Below are 15,451 nucleotides of genomic sequence, written 5' to 3' on the forward strand. Positions count from 1 at the left end.
TCAGCCCACAAAAAAAGGCAAGACCGAACAACACCTAAACGTTCTAGGTGTTGCATCGGTCTTGCCAGCCGTACTGTCACAATCCGCACTATTTGCTTGTTGGCTTTATCATAAAGCAAAAAAGAAAGCGTTATCAACAGTCAAATTGGATCTTTTTGAATCGCGATATCGAATTCGACACCAAAGTGATCGGAAACGATTGGCGCCAGTACTCCGTCAAACGTCACACCGACACGCGCGACATCAATTTTGCGATTCGAGAGCACTAAATCAATCCGTAAGCCATGCTGGTTCTCTTCCCAACCGTCAATCTTACCTTCGACGGTTTCGACACCAACCGTCTCTTCCGCTAGAAGGAACAGGTCATGGAGACCTCGTTCAACCATATAATCGTAACCGGTCTCCCGTTCAAAGGCATCATTGTTGAAGTCACCTAAGAAGAGGGTCCATTCGAGTGGATCCATCCGAGCAATCAAATGATTGAACTGCTCGCTGAACGGTTCGTCGGCATCTTCCCACCAACCGAGATGACAAGAGTTGAACGTAATTTGGGTTCCATCGACATCAATCGTCGCGCGGACGATTTTGCGTGACTTCCAGTCCATCGTATCTTGGCTTCGGCTGACATAGTACGAATCGGATTTCAAAATCGGATGTTTCGTCAAGAGGGCGAGTCCCTCTTCGTACGCATCGTATCCGATGTGCGAGAAGTCCCAAACGAATTCATAGTCATGCCCACGTTCTTTAAGTGCTTGTTGAATCATGTAGACGAAATTATCTTCACGGATTGCACCATAAACGATTGGTGTATCCATTAATTGGCTTACTTCTTGTAAGGCGACGACATCATAATCCTGTTGGATGATTTGAGCGACGATTTGATTAATTTTTTCAAGCTGCTGTTCTTCTTGCCAGGAATGGCAATTGAGTGTGAGTAGGCGCATCTGTCGTTCCTCCTGAGTGTTGATTCTGAATAAAGAAAGGTGAAACTCACGGATGAGCTCCACCTTTTTTTATTTACCCTAATTCGTCTGGTTTATGCGCCAATCCGGTCTTGGATATCAGACTTCAAGACATCCGCTTTCGGACCATAGATGGCTTGCACGCCGTTATTTTTTAGGATAAGACCAAGTGCGCCATTCGCTTTCCAGTCTTGTTCTTTCGCGACGAGGCTTGAATCTTTGACCGTGACGCGTAAACGTGTCATGCAGGCATCGACGTCTTCGATGTTTTGTTGACCACCGAGCAGTTCGATGATGCGTGCTGCTTGCGAACCGTCAGCGACGACAGTTGCAGCGACTTCACTTGTCCCGTCCTCTTTGACGACGATGTCATCGAGGTAGTTTCCGTTACGACCTGGTGTCGCGTAGTTAAACTTCTTGATGACGAAGCGGAACGTAAAGAAGTTGAGGAAGAAGAAGAACACGCAGACTCCGATGAAACGTAACAAATCACCGATCAGACCAGCTTTCGCGATCAATGGAATCCGAGTCAAGAGTTCAATTGCCCCGAATGCATGGATCCGAAGGTGCATGACGTCAGCAAGTGCGAACGCGACACCCGTCAAGACAGCGTAGACGACGTACAGGACAGGTGCGATGAACATGAACATGAATTCGATTGGCTCCGTGACGCCTGTCAAGAACACAGCGAGACCGGCAGACAGGAAGACGGGTTTGTATGCTTTCTTTTTATCTTCGTCAACCGACATATACATCGCGACTGCGACACCAATCAAAGAAGCAAGTGACGTGACGACCTGTCCTTCTTTGAAGCGGGCAGGCACGACGCTGTTGAGTAAGTCGTTATAGCCTTGTGTGTTACCGGCTTGCTTTAAGTTGACGAGATCGGTCACCCAGGCGAGCCAAAGTGGATCTTGCCCGGCTACTGTCGAGCCTTGTGCAGCACCCGTCAGAATTTTATACGTTCCGCCGAGTTCCGTATAGTTCATCGGCACAGTCAACATATGGTGAAGACCGAATGGCAGTAGGAGACGTTCGAGCGTTCCGTAAACGAATGGGGCGATGATTGGGGCTGTATCACGTGACGTTGCAATCCAACGACCGAAATCGTTTAGGAGACCTTGGACGAACGGCCAGACGAGCGATAAAACAAATGCTGCGACGACGGAACCACCGATGACGACGAATGGGACGAACCGTTTTCCGTTGAAAAAGGCCAGTGCATCCGGTAATTTGCTGAAGTTATAAAACTTATTAAAAAGAACGGCACCGAGGAAACCAGAAATGATTCCGACGAAAACGCCCATATTGAGAGCGGGTGCACCGAGTACAGAAGTGAAATAATCTTTTACGATTAAGTCTGATCCGAGTAATGAACTGACCGTTGCTTTCGGGTCAGCGAGCATCGTTGAATTGACACCGAAGATTGCACCCGTTACGCGGTTGACTAAAATGAACGCGAGTAATGCGGCAAAGGCACCACCGGCACGTTCTTTAGCCCATGAACCACCGATCGCGACGGCGAAGAGGACGTGGAGATTCGTAATGATGGCCCAACCGAGATCTTCAACGATTCTTGCAATCGTTTGCACAATTGTGATATCGCCACCGTACATCCCGATTAATTTTCCGATTGAAATCATGATTCCGGCAGCTGGCATAACTGCAATGACAACCATTAAAGCTTTTCCGAGCTTTTGCCAAAAGTCGAATGAAATTGTTTTACGCATGTTTTCTCACTCCTCAGACAAACTATTTTCTCTTTGTTGTGCAAATATGTAAGCGATTAATGCAACCGCTTGCATTTAAAATTGTAAGCGATAACCTTTTAAAAAGCTAGTCTTTTTTAGTGAATAATTTGAAATTATATTTCACATGGTGAAAATCATTAAACTAAAATGTGTTTTGAAAATGAAAAGCGGGAATAAACTAAAAGTAGCATCGGGTAGGAGTAGCTGGGAGACGATAAAGGAGACTGAAAACTCATGAATCAAGCGATGAATCCACTTGCGAATTATGGAGAGCGTATCCAAACATTACGTGAGCGACAGAACATCGACCAAGAAAAACTTGCGCTTATGACGGAAACAACGTTTGAGATGATTCAACGGATTGAGTCAAGTATCGCACATCCGTCCGTTTCGATGATTGATCGCTTAGCGAAGGCGCTAGGCGTTCCTTATGAGCACCTCTTACGACATATTTGGTCAGCAGAAGCGATTCATGCTCAGGCAGAACGACAAAAAATCGTGGATTTACCGTCGAGCTGACGTTCATACACAGTCGATTAGATAGAAGAAAAGCCAAATTCCCGTGAAATGATCACGTCAGGAATTCGGCTTTTTTTGATGGTTTTCGGATTAACGGTTATCGACCGTTTCTGGATAAAGATCATGGTTGAACAAACGGTGTTCTGCCATTCTTTCATATTTTGTACCGGGTTTTCCGTAGTTATAGTACGGATCAATCGAGATGCCACCGCGTGGTGTAAATTTCCCCCAGACTTCAAGGTAGCGCGGCTCCATCAACTTAACGAGGTCTTTTCCGATGACATTGATGCAGTTCTCATGGAAATCCCCGTGATTACGATAGCTGAAGAGATAAAGCTTCAATGATTTCGACTCGACAAGTTTTTCGTCAGGAATGTACGAAATATAGATGGTCGCAAAGTCCGGTTGATTCGTGATCGGGCAAAGGCTCGTGAATTCCGGTGCATTGAACTTAACGAAGTAGTCATTCTCCGGGTGACGGTTCGGGAACGCTTCGAGCACTTCCGGTTGATATTCAAAAATATAAGGGACGGCCTTTTGACCGAGTAAAGATAAGTCGTTTAAATCTTCTGGACGCATGAATAGGACTCCTTCTTAAACGCCACGGTCGTTCGCGAAAACGAGGGCGTGCAGTTGTGGTAGAACACGGGCATGGTTAAAGCGTTCATCTTGCGCGACGCGTTCCCATAAAGTTTTTAAGTCGGACAACATCCGCGGAGCAATCGTGCCTTCTTCCGCCGGGTCCGGATTACCGAGTGATAGATACAGTGTTTTTAACGCATATCGTTCAGAAATCGCTGCTGCGAAGTCGAGGTCCGCTTCGTCGAAGATGACGATTTTGACAGCACGTTGCAGTTCAGGGAGTCGTTTGAAGAAGACGTCGAGCCGATCGTAATCGACCGTCATGCCGCTTGACGGCGGCTTCGGACTGATGGTGACGTCTTCGATATCGAGTAACCAGTTTTGCCAATACGAACCCTGTGTTTCGACGGACATCGTGATGCCACGTGCCTTCAAGGCGTCGACGAGCGTACCGATCGATGCGTGGAGCAACGGATTCCCCCCGGAGATCGTCACGTGCCCATATGAACCGAGCGCATCGAGACGCGTCAGGATATCTTCTGCCGTCAGGAGGTCTGGTTTTTCTGATCCGTCCCAGGTAAAGGCAGAATCACACCAGGCACATGAATAGTCGCATCCGCCTGTCCGGACGAACATTGTTTTTTGTCCGATCGAACGACCTTCTCCTTGAAACGTTGGACCAAAAATTTCAAGAACGGGAATCTTTGGTATTTTTTTCAGTTGACTCATGCTTCATTCATCCATTCGCGACGGACTTCAGCGAATGCAGTCGGTGTCTCATATAATTTGACGAATTCGACACGAAGACCGCGTTCGTCCGGTAGATGCTGTCCGAGCGTTTCAAAAATCCATGCCGACATGTTTTCAGCCGTCGTATTCATATAGGGAAGCGATTCGTTTAAATAACGGTGATCGAGCAACGGTTCGAGATGTTCTTTGAAAATTTTTTTCAAATCGCCAAAGTCGAGTGTCATCCCGCGGTGGTCCAGGAATCCACTGATTCCGAGATCGACGTGATACGTATGACCGTGTAAGGCACGACATTTTCCATCGTAGTCATACAGGTGATGGGCAGCATCAAACGTCAATTTTTTGACGATCATGACGCGTGATTTTGTATAGATGAGCGAGTCGCCGGTCGGGCGCTCGACAGTTTCAGGTGCTTCATAGTTGAATTTCATGGGTAGTCCCCTCCTCGATGTAGGCGTCTAAGCCTTTTTTCCGTAATTCACAAGCTGGGCAGTCGCCGCAACCATCTCCGATAATGCCGTTGTAACACGTCAGTGTCCGTTCACGGACGAAATCAAAAGCATCTAGCGAATCGGCTAGCGCCCATGTTTCTTTTTTATCGAGCCACATCAGTGGCGTGTGAATGACGAATGGATAATCCATCGCGAGGTTGAGTGTCACGTTGAGTGACTTGATGAAGGAGTCACGACAATCCGGGTATCCGGAGAAATCGGTTTCGCATACACCCGTGATGATATGGCGGATGCCACGTCCCTTAGCAAGGACGGCTGCGAAAGATAAGAACAGATGGTTCCGACCATCTACGAATGTAGAGGGGAGTCCATCTTCGTTCGTCGTGATTGTTTGAGTATGATCGGTCAACGAATTGCTTGTGAGTTGACTGAGGAGTGAGAGATCGAGCTCATGGTGTTTGACACCAAGTTCTGCTGCAATCGTTCGCGCGACTTCGAGTTCCTCGGCATGACGCTGTCCGTAGTTGAAGGTAACGACTTCGACTTCGGAATAGTTCGCGAGTGCCTGAAACAGACAAGTCGTCGAGTCTTGGCCGCCGCTGAAGACGACAAGAGCACGTTCATTTTTCATAGTTTACACTTCCATTCCTAGTTTTTGTGACGGAGGAGGTTACGAACTCCGGAGACACAGTCTCAACTATTCACACTAGCAGACGGGAGAAAAAAAGTCGACTGTTTCTCGCGTCGATCGTTGCGGGCTTCAAAAGATTCAGCCTCCTGTGACGCCTGCAGGGAAAAGTGCGCAGAGTCAACGTCGTGCGAATCATTTAATCTACGAAAAAAAAACCTCGAACGACGTCGGAGTCGTTTCGAGGTTCTTCATCATAATGGATAGTGGTAATAGCGTTCTTTGACAAGGAGATCCCGGATGTTCGAGTCTTCCGAGATGACCTTCATCAGTCCACCTGTTTGAGAAGCGTGGGCTTCAAGTGCGGCAACTTTTTGATCCGTATATGCACTGACGTCATGAATGAACGTACCTTCGCCAAGTTCGTCTTTTGTGTTGTTCGCAAAAGCGACGGCAAGAAATTCAGGACGATCGGCTTCGTCGATTGCGCGAAGGGCACGAACGACAGCACGTGCTGTTGCTTCGTGGTCCGGATGGACGGCATAGCCCGGATAAAATGAAATCACGCGAGTCGGACGTGTTTTTTGAATCAACTGTCCAATCCGTTCAGCGAGTGCTGCTTCATCTTCGAATTCGACCGTCTTATCCCGTAATCCCCACATTTGAAGATCGGTAATCTGCATTTTTTCAGCTGCTGCGATTAATTCACGTTTGCGGATCGTTGCGAGTTGTTCCCGGTTCGTAAAGACGGGACGTCCCATGTTGCGTCCCATTTCACCGAGCGTCAAACAGGCGTACGTGACAGGTCCGCGGTTCGTTGCATGCTCGATGATTGTCCCGGCCGAGCTGAATGCTTCATCGTCCGGGTGAGGGAAGATGACGAGCAGGTGATCGTGTTCATTGTAAGCCATCATTCTACCTCCTCTGCGCCTTGAGCGAATGGTGTCGGGCTGAGCTCGAAAGCAATCGCGAGACGTCCTTCGATATCATGTCCCGCGATCAAGAGTTGCTCTCCCGCGAATTCATAATCGGTTAATCCTTCACCGTATAGCCATCCGTGGGCAAGTTTAAGACCAATCCGGTATGGACCGTTTCCTGTGATCAAGCCGCGTTCGTATGTGATTTCCGCATTGCGGAAAAACATCCCCGCACTGTGGAACGTCGGGTCTTGGTGCGTCGCATAGGCACCGTTCGTTGTTTCGACGTGGACGTAGAGTGGTGTGTTCGCATGATCGTCAATGTACTGTTGAACGACCTTTAAATCAAGTGTTTGCAATAGTATCTCTCCCTTCGAATACAGAAAGAAGCCCGCGAATCACTGCGCGGACTTCCTGAACGTGTTAAGACTTAACTGTACGATGTGCAGCATGATCAGTCGGCCCGACGTATTCATTCAAACGGAATGAGTTACGAATCGCCGCTGTGATAAACGATTTGGCAGTTCGGACGGCTTCTTCGACCGAAGCGCCTTTAGCGAGTTCTGCTGTAATCGCTGCAGAATACGTACATCCTGCCCCGTGCGTATATGGTGTCTCAATGCGTTCATCCTCAATTAGGATAAACTCTTTTCCATCATAAAGCACGTCAACTGCTCGAGGGTGATCAATCTTGCTGCCACCCTTAACGAGGACATATTGTGCACCTTTTTCATGAATCCGTGCTGCTGCAAGTTTCATCTCGTCAATCGTCGAAGGTGTTTTTCCAAGACCAGACAATTGTCCCGCTTCGAAAACGTTTGGTGTGACGACTGTCGCGAGCGGTGTCAAAATGTCGCGTAAGGCATTCGCTGTATCCGGGTTGAGGACTTCATCTTCACCCTTACAGACCATGACCGGATCGATGACGACGTTTTTAACGCCTGATGCTTTAATTTTTTCAGCAATGACTTCGATGATTTCGACAGTCGGAAGCATCCCCGTCTTCATTGCATCAACACCGATTCCTCCAAGGACGGTATGGATTTGTGTCCGGACGAGTTCTGCATCGATTGGATAGACCGCATGGTGCCAAGCTTGGTCAGGGTCTTGCGCGACGATGACCGTCAGCGCGTTCATACCGTAGACTTCAAGCTCTTGGAACGTTTTTAAGTCTGCTTGAATACCGGCTCCACCACTCGTGTCAGAACCAGCAATCGTTAATGCTTTACGTTTTGTCATTTGGAATTCCTCCTAATAAATTAGCGCTACTTCTTTTCATCATCATAGCGAATTATAGACAAGGCGACAACTGCGGCAACTTATGGAGTGTAAGCAAAACCCCCACCTCAAATGAACGAGTGGGGGACGAGATTATTTGACGAGATTATTTAATGAAAAGAAAATCAAGAATCGTATAAATCAGAGCGGCGAATGCCATTGAAATTGGTAATGTGATGACCCATGTGATCAACATTCGTTTAGCCGTACCCCATTTAACACCTTTTTTACGATGCGATGTTCCGACACCCATGATGGCAGAGGAAATCACATGCGTTGTTGATACAGGAAGGTGAATCGCTGTCGCACCAAAGATGATCGCAGCAGATGTCAAGTCAGCCGCTACGCCGTTGACAGGACGAATTTTCATGATTTGACCACCAACTGTTTTGATGATCCGCCATCCACCGACAGATGTCCCGAGTCCCATCGCGATGGCACAAGAGAGTTTTACCCAAAGAGCCACATCATGATCGGTCTGGAAACCGGAAGAAATCAAGGCGAGGGTGATGATCCCCATCGCTTTTTGTGCATCATTCGTTCCGTGTGTATATGATTGAAGGGCTGCAGTCGCAATCTGCATATGACGGAAGCGACGATTCGTCTTCGCCAAGTTCCCTTTTTTGAAAACTACTTTAAAAATGCCGTAGACGAGAAAACCGAGTGTAAAAGCAAGGATTGGCGAAATCAATAAGGCTTGGACGATTTTTAAGAAGCCTTTTGTTTCAATACCGCCGAATCCGACTGAAGCAACCGCAGCACCGGCAATCGAACCAATCAACGTATGCGAAGAACTGGACGGAATACCGAAGTACCACGTCAATAGATTCCAAGCAATCGCAGAGAGGAGAGCAGCGATGACGACATAACTTCCGTGTTCTAGTGTCGACGGGTCAACAATGTCCCCGGAAATCGTCTTAGCGACTCCAGTAAATGTGATTGCCCCTAAAAAGTTCATCGTCGCAGCAAGGACAATGGCGTGACGTGGTTTCAATGCACGAGTCGACACTGAAGTCGCAATCGAGTTCGCCGTATCGTGGAAACCATTAATGAAATCGAAGCCAAGTGCGAGAATCACGATTATAGCGGTGATGATAAACAGACTATCCATCTCGTTAGCTCCTCACTTATGCGTTTTTCATGATGATCGTTTCAATGACGTTTGCTGCGTCTTGGCAGTAATCGGCGATTGATTCGAGCGATTCATAGATTTCTTTATATTGAATGATTTTAATTGGATCAGTTTCAGTCGCGAACAATGCTTTGATTGATTTACGACGTAAGTCATCACAAATCGTTTCTTGTTCTTTTACTTTGATGACATGTTCACGCATCGGTTGAAGCTTACGTGCGACAAGAAGGTCCATCGCTAAAGCGAGTTCGTTGACGGCGATATGAATCTCATCGACGAATTTAATCATATGTTCGTCGGCAAGGACGATGTTATAAATCTCAAAAATCGCGGAACATTCTTCAAATCCATCGAGTACATCATCCAGTGAGTTCGCGAGTGCAAGCAAGTCTTCGCGATCAATCGGTGTGATGAACGCATTGTTCAAGTCGATAATCAGTTGGTGCATCAAGTCGTCACCAGCGGTTTCAAAGTCTTTGACTTTATGCGCGAATTCTTTAACGTCCGCAATACCATTGATTTTAAAATCAACGAAAAACTGTGACGTCTGTTGCAAGTGTCCTGCAATCTCGGATAATTTCACTGCGAATGGATCTTGTTTTTTACTAAACATTTCTTCTGCCTCCATATTAAGAACAAGAATAGAATAGTGAAGTAACTTCACGAGTTCGATTGTATCAGACGTTATTGTAAAAGAATACAACTATGTACCGCGTTTACGAAAACTTAATAAAACTTAAAATTAATAGGGTTGATAAATTAATAAATAGTCTGAATAAACATTTTTTAAGGTTATTTTCTTTGGATTCAATGGGTTTCACCTTTGTTTTTGTTATTGTAATAGTAGGGAATAGAAGAGAAGCAGGAAAAATGGATAACAGAACGAATAAGTACAAAAGATGAAGAAGTAGGTTACAACACAAAGTGAAATAGAGGAGGACGTTTTGTATGCTCGTGCAAAGTTTATGTATACCAAAACACCAATGTATCAAGATTTCAGAGACGGCAACGCTTCGTGAAGCGTTAAAGACGTTAGAAGATACAGGATATCGTTGCGTACCTGTACTCGACCAGTCAGGTCAAGAATTTAAAGGGAATATCTATAAAATGCATATTTATCGCCATGGGATGAATGGTGGCAGTTTAGATGACAATGTCATGACACTCATTAAGAACACATCAAAATTCATCTATACAGCAAGCAATTTCTTTGAAGTCTTCTTTTCGATCAAAGAATTACCATACATCGCCGTACTAAATGATGACGGTCAATTCTTTGGTATTTTACCGCACGGGAAAATGCTTGGGATGTTAGAAGAGGCATGGAATCGTGATTCAGGAAGCTACGTGTTGACGGTCGCACTGAGTGAACAAAAAGGTGCTCTTGAAAAAATCGCAAAAATCGTCAACAAGTACTCGACGGTTGCTAGTCTTATGACACTTGATGCCAAAAGTAGTGTCATGCGTCGTGTTCTCATTACCCTTCCGCTTGATTGTGATGAGAAAACAAAAAATAAAATCGTGAAGAAATTGAACGAAAAAGGGCTTCGTGTCGTCGCTGTCGAAGACTTGGAACTTCGTGTATAATTAAAAAGGAAAATACGAAAAGGACCTGGCACAACAGGTCCTTTTTTGTTGTGGGAGGAACGGTATGAACATTTTAATGGTTGGTGCAGGATCGATGAGTGAATCGTTGGTCAAAGGATGGATTGATTCGGGAATTGCGCCCGAATCAATTACGATGACGAATCGTGCAGATCGTAAGCGTTTATCAGAGCTCGCTAATGAACATGGTGTTCAAATCATTGAAGAAGAGAATATCGAGTCATTCGATATCGTCGTCTTAGCCATGCAACCTGACGGCGTACTGGAATACGTAGAGCGTCATGAGTGGACGAATCAACTGCTTGTTTCTGTCGCAGCACATATCACACCGGATGAAATTGAACAGATATCAGGTTGCGGTGCGGTCTGTGCGATGCCGAATACACCGGTTGCTTTTCGGACAGGGATGACAGGACTTTGGTTCGGTCATCAAGTAGTGATGGAACACAAACAATTGGCGAAGGAACTTTTTCTACGCGTCGGTGAGGTAGTAGAAACGGATGAAACGACTATGCCGTTTTTAATGGCAGCAGCTGGCTGCAGTCCGGCTTTCTTCTATGAAATTGTGGGCGCAATGACTCCTGTTTTGACGGAAGCCGGATTTGAAACACAACAGGCGCGTCGTATCATCGCCCAAGCAATGAAAGGGTCGGCCGAACTTTTGCTTCAAGACGATCGACCGACTGAGGCATTGATTGATGATGTCGCTGCGGAGGGTGGACCAACTGATCGTGGGGTTCAAGTGTTACGTACGCATGAATTGAAGAAAATAATGCGAGCGGCACTAAGTGAGAGTGCACGCGAAGCGTAAATCGAACGACTTTAGGCATATTCCGTCACGGTTCAGACGAGAATGTGTCTTTTTTCGTAAAAATTGAAAACGTTTCACGTGAAACATGCATTGACGGTTGCATTATTAAATGAAAATTCGTATAGTGAAGAAAGAAACCGTCTGGACGGTACAGTAAAAAGGGAGGAGGTAACATATGGTTAGTGCGAAAGCGTTAGAAACGAGACGACGAATCACTGACGCGACTGTTCAAGTCATGATGAGCCGTGGGTTTCCGCAATTGACGTTAGAAGAAGTCGCGAAACAAGCGAATGTTTCTAAGGGTGGCTTATTGTACCATTTTGCTTCTAAAGAAGAGCTGCTGATGGGTGTGATTGAAGAGCAAGAAGCCCGTCAGTTTAAGCAGTATCAAGAATATCTGGATCAAGGTTTAGGTCAGATGGAAGCGTTCGTCACGTTACAAGCGAATCACGAGGAAGAGTTTCACTTGGATATCGATACAGTCTTGTTTTTGTTATCGTTCTTGAAAGAAAATGAAGCGTTTGTCGAAGAACGAAAAAAGCAAGTTAATCAGTTCTTTAATCAATTGATGGAGAGCGCTGATCCGGTCGAAGCGATGATGATTCGATTCGTATTAGATGGATTGAAAATGTCGGAGCACTTTAAGTTCGCTCAGCCGTCAAAAGCAGAGCGTCAACAATTGGTCGAGCGTCTATTAAAGCGGGCGCGCGAAATCGACCAAGCTTCAGATAAAGAGTAAACATGAAATAAAAAACAGAGAGAAGGCGAATAATTACCATGAAGCGTATCATTCAATTTTCAGTGAATAATAAATTTGCTCTTTGGTTGCTGACGATCATCATCACCGTCGCTGGGATTTATGCAGGAACGACGATGAAACTCGAAACGCTACCAGACATTACGACACCGACTGTTTCGGTAACGACGATTTATCCAGGGGCGACGCCTGAACAAGTCCTTGATGAAGTCAGTCGAGAACTCGAAAGTAAGGTCGAAAATCTAGGAGGCGTCGAGACGGTCCGATCGACATCTTTCCAAAACGCCTCAAATCTACAAATCGACTACAGCTTCAGTACGGATATGGATGAAGCAGAACAACAAGTCAAAGAAGCATTAGCGAATGTTGAATTACCAGAAGGCGCGCAAGAACCAAATGTCTCACGGATTTCATTCGATGCTTTCCCCGTTGTCGGTTTCGCAGTATCAGATGAAAAACGTTCACTCTCCGAGTTGACGAAGCTCGTCGAGACAGAACTTCAACCGAAACTTGAAGGAATCGAAGGCGCTCAAACGGTTCAAATCGCTGGACAAGAGATTCGTCGGATTGAAATTCGATTCGATGATGAAAAGCTACAGCAATATGGATTGACAGAAGATAACGTCAAGCAACTGATTCAAGCGAATGATTCGCGTTTAGCACTCGGCTTATACGAGCTTGGTGATAAAGAGCAAGCTGTTGTGCTTGATGGAAAAGCTACGACGGTCACAGAATTAAAAAATCTTCGTTTGCCTTATACGCCGCAACAGGCAGCGAGCGATACACCGGCAGCTCCTTCACAAGCTCCGACGATGCCTCAAGCGCCAACAGAAGGACAAGCACCAACAGAAGGACAAGCGCCAACACCAACACAAGTCCCGACTGTTAAATTGTCTGAGCTCGCAAAAGTAGAAGATAAAGGAATCGAAGAATCGATTTCGCGGTCAAACGGTGAACGTTCAATCGGAATTCAAGTGACGAAATCACAGGATGCGAATACCGTCGATGTCGTCACTGCCGTCAAAGAAACGATTCAAGATTTTGAAAAAGAAAACGGATCGGTCAAAACGTCAGTCACACTCGACCAAGGAAAACCGATTGAAGAGTCTGTCTCAACGATGATCAGTAAAGCGTTGATTGGTGCATTATTTGCGATCATCATCATCCTTTTATTCTTACGCAACTTTAAATCGACAATCATCGCAGTCATTTCGATTCCGTTGTCGTTACTGATGGCGATTCTTGTCTTGAAACAGATGGACATCTCGTTGAACATCATGACACTTGGTGCGATGACGGTCGCAATCGGTCGTGTCGTCGATGATTCGATTGTCGTCATCGAAAATATTTACCGTCGCTTAACGGATCCCGGCGAAAAACTTAAAGGTAAAGCCTTAATCATCGATGCAACCCGTGAAGTGTTCATTCCGGTCGCATCATCGACAATCGTGACGATTGCTGTTTTCTTACCACTCGGGTTCGTAACAGGATTTGTTGGTGAATTGTTCCTGCCGTTCGCACTGACAGTTGTCTTTGCATTATTCGCATCGCTGATTGTTGCCGTAACAGTCGTACCGATGTTTGCTGACTCACTGTTCAAACGTGGGAAAGCACCGAAACCGGAAAAAGAAGATGGCGGGAAATTAGCGAGCTGGTACCGTGGCGTGTTGAACTGGTCCTTGAACCATAAATTAATCGTCTTCGGTCTTGCAGTCTTGATGCTTGTCGGAAGCTTTGCTCTCGTACCGGCGATTGGGGTCAACTTCTTGAATCAAGAGAGTGAAAAAACGTTTTATGTGACGTATAATCCGAAGCCAGGTCAAACACTTGATGACTCGCTCGAGGCAGCGGATCAAGCAGAAGCTTATTTCGATAAACAAAAGAATATCGACAATCTCCAGTTCACGGTCGGAGGCGAAAATCCACTTAATCCGGGAAATACGAAACAAGCGGTCTTCATCGCCCAGTATGATCCAGATACAGAGGACTTCGCAGACGTGAAGCAACAGGCAGTGAAAGACTTGAATGAAGCCATCCCGACTGGAGAATGGAAAGAACAAGACTTCAGTGGTGGTGCCGGTTCATCGGGTGTTTCGTATTCAGTCTTCGCGAATTCAATCGAAGATCTAGAAACGATCACACCGAAGTTCGTTAAAGCAATCGAAGGTGAATCAAAATACGTTCGGAAGGTAACGACCGACTTAAAAGATTCATATACGCAGTACACGTTTGAAGTCGACCAACAAAAAGCTGCCGAGTTCGGTGTGTCGACAGCTCAGCTCGCGCAAGGAATCGCTAACGTGCAAGGTGTCGAAAAACCACTTTCTACTATAAAAGTAGATGGTAAAGAATTGGACGTCATCGTACCGAACGAACAAACGACGTACGACTCGATTGATGACTTAGAAGCAGCTGATATCACGACGCCGCTCGGTGTTAAAAAGTTATCTGATTTCGTTTCTGCCAAAAAAGGCACGACACCGGACTCGTTAAATGAACGAGACGGGAAACTCGTCACAACCGTGACAGCAGAACTGAAAACAGATAAAGCGACGGAAGCATCACAAGCAATTGACGATGCAGTCAAAAAAATTGACCTTCCGACAGGTGTTTCTTACAAAGTCGGCGGGGTGACGGAGCAGATTCAAGAATCGTTCACACAACTTGGTCTTGCGATGGCAGCAGCAGTCGCAATCGTCTATCTCGTTCTTGTCGTGACATTCGGTGGAGCATTGACGCCGCTCGTCATCTTGTTCTCACTTCCGTTCGCAATCATCGGTGGTTTACTCGCCCTCTTGATTACTGGCGAAACGATCTCGGTTTCATCACTAATCGGAGCCTTGATGTTGATCGGAATCGTTGTCACGAATGCAATCGTCCTGATTGACCGTGTCATTCATAAGGAAAATGAAGGTCTGGCGACACGTGAGGCCCTGCTCGATGCAGCAGGCACACGACTTCGTCCTATCTTGATGACGGCACTCGCAACAATTGGTGCCTTATCACCACTCGCCCTCGGTCTAGAAGGAGGCGCGTTGATTTCGAAAGGACTTGGGGTCACGGTCATTGGTGGATTAACGAGTTCGACGTTACTCACACTTCTCATCGTCCCGATTGTCTATGAGTTCTTAGCACGTTTTCGGAAAAAGAAGTCAATCGATTAATTGATTTCAAGCAAAAATCTCTCTGAAACAGGAATTATAGAATGGCTTCATAAAGCCGTTCTATAACCTGTTTTTTTATTTTATTACAAAAGTATTACAGGAAGGTGTTCCTGTCAATAAACTGTAACACGAGCGATGGAATC

At 46.0% G+C, this 15,451-nt stretch carries 16 protein-coding genes; 5 read left to right on the forward strand and 11 right to left on the reverse strand.

Translation table 11 applies throughout. The features are described from left to right. Positions 1-140: 140 nt before the first annotated feature. Both KNP88_RS08715 and KNP88_RS08720 read right to left on the reverse strand, forming a co-directional pair. Positions 141-944, reverse strand: a complete 804-nt coding sequence (locus tag KNP88_RS08715; RefSeq protein ID WP_214893309.1) for an endonuclease/exonuclease/phosphatase family protein — start codon at positions 942-944, stop codon at positions 141-143. Positions 945-1,036: 92 nt separating this feature from the next. After that, positions 1,037-2,692 carry a PTS transporter subunit IIBC gene (locus KNP88_RS08720; RefSeq protein ID WP_214893311.1) on the reverse strand — a complete coding sequence of 552 codons (1,656 nt, stop codon included), beginning with the start codon at positions 2,690-2,692 and terminating at the stop codon, positions 1,037-1,039. 255 nt (positions 2,693-2,947) lie between these two features. Here KNP88_RS08720 and KNP88_RS08725 point away from each other — a divergent pair, with 255 nt between their 5' ends. Further along, entirely contained in the window at positions 2,948-3,232 is a 285-nt protein-coding gene (locus KNP88_RS08725; RefSeq protein ID WP_214802259.1) for a helix-turn-helix domain-containing protein, read from the forward strand. A 90-nt stretch (positions 3,233-3,322) separates the two neighbouring features. Here KNP88_RS08725 and queF read toward each other — a convergent pair whose 3' ends face one another. The 9 genes from queF to KNP88_RS08770 form a co-directional block, all read right to left on the reverse strand. After that, positions 3,323-3,811 (reverse strand): preQ(1) synthase, encoded by a 489-nt coding sequence (gene queF, locus KNP88_RS08730; RefSeq protein WP_029332033.1) that lies wholly within the window; start codon positions 3,809-3,811, stop codon positions 3,323-3,325. Between the two features lie 15 nt (positions 3,812-3,826). Further along, entirely contained in the window at positions 3,827-4,543 is a 717-nt protein-coding gene (gene queE, locus KNP88_RS08735) for a 7-carboxy-7-deazaguanine synthase QueE (protein ID WP_034801026.1), read from the reverse strand. Beyond that, positions 4,540-4,995: a 6-carboxytetrahydropterin synthase QueD gene (queD, locus tag KNP88_RS08740; RefSeq protein WP_029332031.1), complete on the reverse strand. Its 456-nt coding sequence runs from the start codon at positions 4,993-4,995 to the stop codon at positions 4,540-4,542. Before queD ends, queE begins: the two co-directional genes overlap by 4 nt. Further along, a complete protein-coding gene (gene queC, locus KNP88_RS08745; protein ID WP_088838180.1) occupies positions 4,979-5,647 on the reverse strand; it encodes a 7-cyano-7-deazaguanine synthase QueC in 669 nt (222 codons plus the stop codon). The genes queD and queC overlap by 17 nt, the downstream gene beginning before the upstream one ends. A 251-nt stretch (positions 5,648-5,898) precedes the next feature. After that, positions 5,899-6,555: a bacillithiol biosynthesis deacetylase BshB2 gene (gene bshB2, locus KNP88_RS08750; RefSeq protein WP_353048339.1), complete on the reverse strand. Its 657-nt coding sequence runs from the start codon at positions 6,553-6,555 to the stop codon at positions 5,899-5,901. Then, the gene (locus KNP88_RS08755) at positions 6,555-6,920 is read right to left on the reverse strand and encodes a YojF family protein (protein ID WP_029332027.1); all 366 of its coding nucleotides are present in this window, start codon (positions 6,918-6,920) and stop codon (positions 6,555-6,557) included. Before KNP88_RS08755 ends, bshB2 begins: the two co-directional genes overlap by 1 nt. Positions 6,921-6,984: 64 nt before the next feature. Further along, positions 6,985-7,800, reverse strand: a complete 816-nt coding sequence (locus tag KNP88_RS08760; protein WP_029332026.1) for a bifunctional hydroxymethylpyrimidine kinase/phosphomethylpyrimidine kinase — start codon at positions 7,798-7,800, stop codon at positions 6,985-6,987. A gap of 145 nt (positions 7,801-7,945) precedes the next feature. Continuing rightward, positions 7,946-8,950 (reverse strand): inorganic phosphate transporter, encoded by a 1,005-nt coding sequence (locus tag KNP88_RS08765; protein WP_214893313.1) that lies wholly within the window; start codon positions 8,948-8,950, stop codon positions 7,946-7,948. A 16-nt stretch (positions 8,951-8,966) separates the two neighbouring features. Then, the gene (locus KNP88_RS08770) at positions 8,967-9,584 is read right to left on the reverse strand and encodes a DUF47 domain-containing protein (RefSeq protein ID WP_214893315.1); all 618 of its coding nucleotides are present in this window, start codon (positions 9,582-9,584) and stop codon (positions 8,967-8,969) included. A gap of 335 nt (positions 9,585-9,919) precedes the next feature. On the opposite strand from KNP88_RS08770, the gene cbpA reads away from it, so the two are divergent. The 4 genes from cbpA (at position 9,920) to KNP88_RS08790 (ending at position 15,308) form a co-directional block, all read left to right on the forward strand. After that, positions 9,920-10,558, forward strand: a complete 639-nt coding sequence (cbpA, locus tag KNP88_RS08775) for a cyclic di-AMP binding protein CbpA (RefSeq protein ID WP_214893317.1) — start codon at positions 9,920-9,922, stop codon at positions 10,556-10,558. Positions 10,559-10,622: 64 nt separating this feature from the next. Next, the gene (locus KNP88_RS08780) at positions 10,623-11,387 is read left to right on the forward strand and encodes a pyrroline-5-carboxylate reductase family protein (protein WP_214893319.1); all 765 of its coding nucleotides are present in this window, start codon (positions 10,623-10,625) and stop codon (positions 11,385-11,387) included. A gap of 175 nt (positions 11,388-11,562) precedes the next feature. Beyond that, positions 11,563-12,126 carry a TetR/AcrR family transcriptional regulator gene (locus tag KNP88_RS08785; protein WP_214893321.1) on the forward strand — a complete coding sequence of 188 codons (564 nt, stop codon included), beginning with the start codon at positions 11,563-11,565 and terminating at the stop codon, positions 12,124-12,126. Between the two features lie 38 nt (positions 12,127-12,164). Next, positions 12,165-15,308 carry an efflux RND transporter permease subunit gene (locus KNP88_RS08790; protein ID WP_214893323.1) on the forward strand — a complete coding sequence of 1,048 codons (3,144 nt, stop codon included), beginning with the start codon at positions 12,165-12,167 and terminating at the stop codon, positions 15,306-15,308. Positions 15,309-15,451: the final 143 nt, after the last annotated feature.

Source organism: Exiguobacterium sp. H66, from assembly GCF_018618705.1.
In the GTDB taxonomy this organism is placed as follows: domain Bacteria; phylum Bacillota; class Bacilli; order Exiguobacteriales; family Exiguobacteriaceae; genus Exiguobacterium_A; species Exiguobacterium_A oxidotolerans.

What these genes read in the sequence shown, in the direction of transcription:
- KNP88_RS08785 (WP_214893321.1), top strand. Translation starts at nt 11,563, where the DNA reads ATGGTTAGTGCGAAAGCGTTAGAAACGAGACGACGAATCACTGACGCG.
- KNP88_RS08715 (WP_214893309.1), bottom strand. Translation starts at nt 944, where the DNA reads ATGCGCCTACTCACACTCAATTGCCATTCCTGGCAAGAAGAACAGCAG.
- KNP88_RS08790 (WP_214893323.1), top strand. Translation starts at nt 12,165, where the DNA reads ATGAAGCGTATCATTCAATTTTCAGTGAATAATAAATTTGCTCTTTGG.
- KNP88_RS08780 (WP_214893319.1), top strand. Translation starts at nt 10,623, where the DNA reads ATGAACATTTTAATGGTTGGTGCAGGATCGATGAGTGAATCGTTGGTC.
- KNP88_RS08760 (WP_029332026.1), bottom strand. Translation starts at nt 7,800, where the DNA reads ATGACAAAACGTAAAGCATTAACGATTGCTGGTTCTGACACGAGTGGT.
- queC (WP_088838180.1), bottom strand. Translation starts at nt 5,647, where the DNA reads ATGAAAAATGAACGTGCTCTTGTCGTCTTCAGCGGCGGCCAAGACTCG.
- cbpA (WP_214893317.1), top strand. Translation starts at nt 9,920, where the DNA reads ATGCTCGTGCAAAGTTTATGTATACCAAAACACCAATGTATCAAGATT.
- KNP88_RS08720 (WP_214893311.1), bottom strand. Translation starts at nt 2,692, where the DNA reads ATGCGTAAAACAATTTCATTCGACTTTTGGCAAAAGCTCGGAAAAGCT.
- KNP88_RS08770 (WP_214893315.1), bottom strand. Translation starts at nt 9,584, where the DNA reads ATGTTTAGTAAAAAACAAGATCCATTCGCAGTGAAATTATCCGAGATT.
- queF (WP_029332033.1), bottom strand. Translation starts at nt 3,811, where the DNA reads ATGCGTCCAGAAGATTTAAACGACTTATCTTTACTCGGTCAAAAGGCC.
- queD (WP_029332031.1), bottom strand. Translation starts at nt 4,995, where the DNA reads ATGAAATTCAACTATGAAGCACCTGAAACTGTCGAGCGCCCGACCGGC.
- KNP88_RS08725 (WP_214802259.1), top strand. Translation starts at nt 2,948, where the DNA reads ATGAATCAAGCGATGAATCCACTTGCGAATTATGGAGAGCGTATCCAA.
- bshB2 (WP_353048339.1), bottom strand. Translation starts at nt 6,555, where the DNA reads ATGGCTTACAATGAACACGATCACCTGCTCGTCATCTTCCCTCACCCG.
- KNP88_RS08765 (WP_214893313.1), bottom strand. Translation starts at nt 8,950, where the DNA reads ATGGATAGTCTGTTTATCATCACCGCTATAATCGTGATTCTCGCACTT.
- queE (WP_034801026.1), bottom strand. Translation starts at nt 4,543, where the DNA reads ATGAGTCAACTGAAAAAAATACCAAAGATTCCCGTTCTTGAAATTTTT.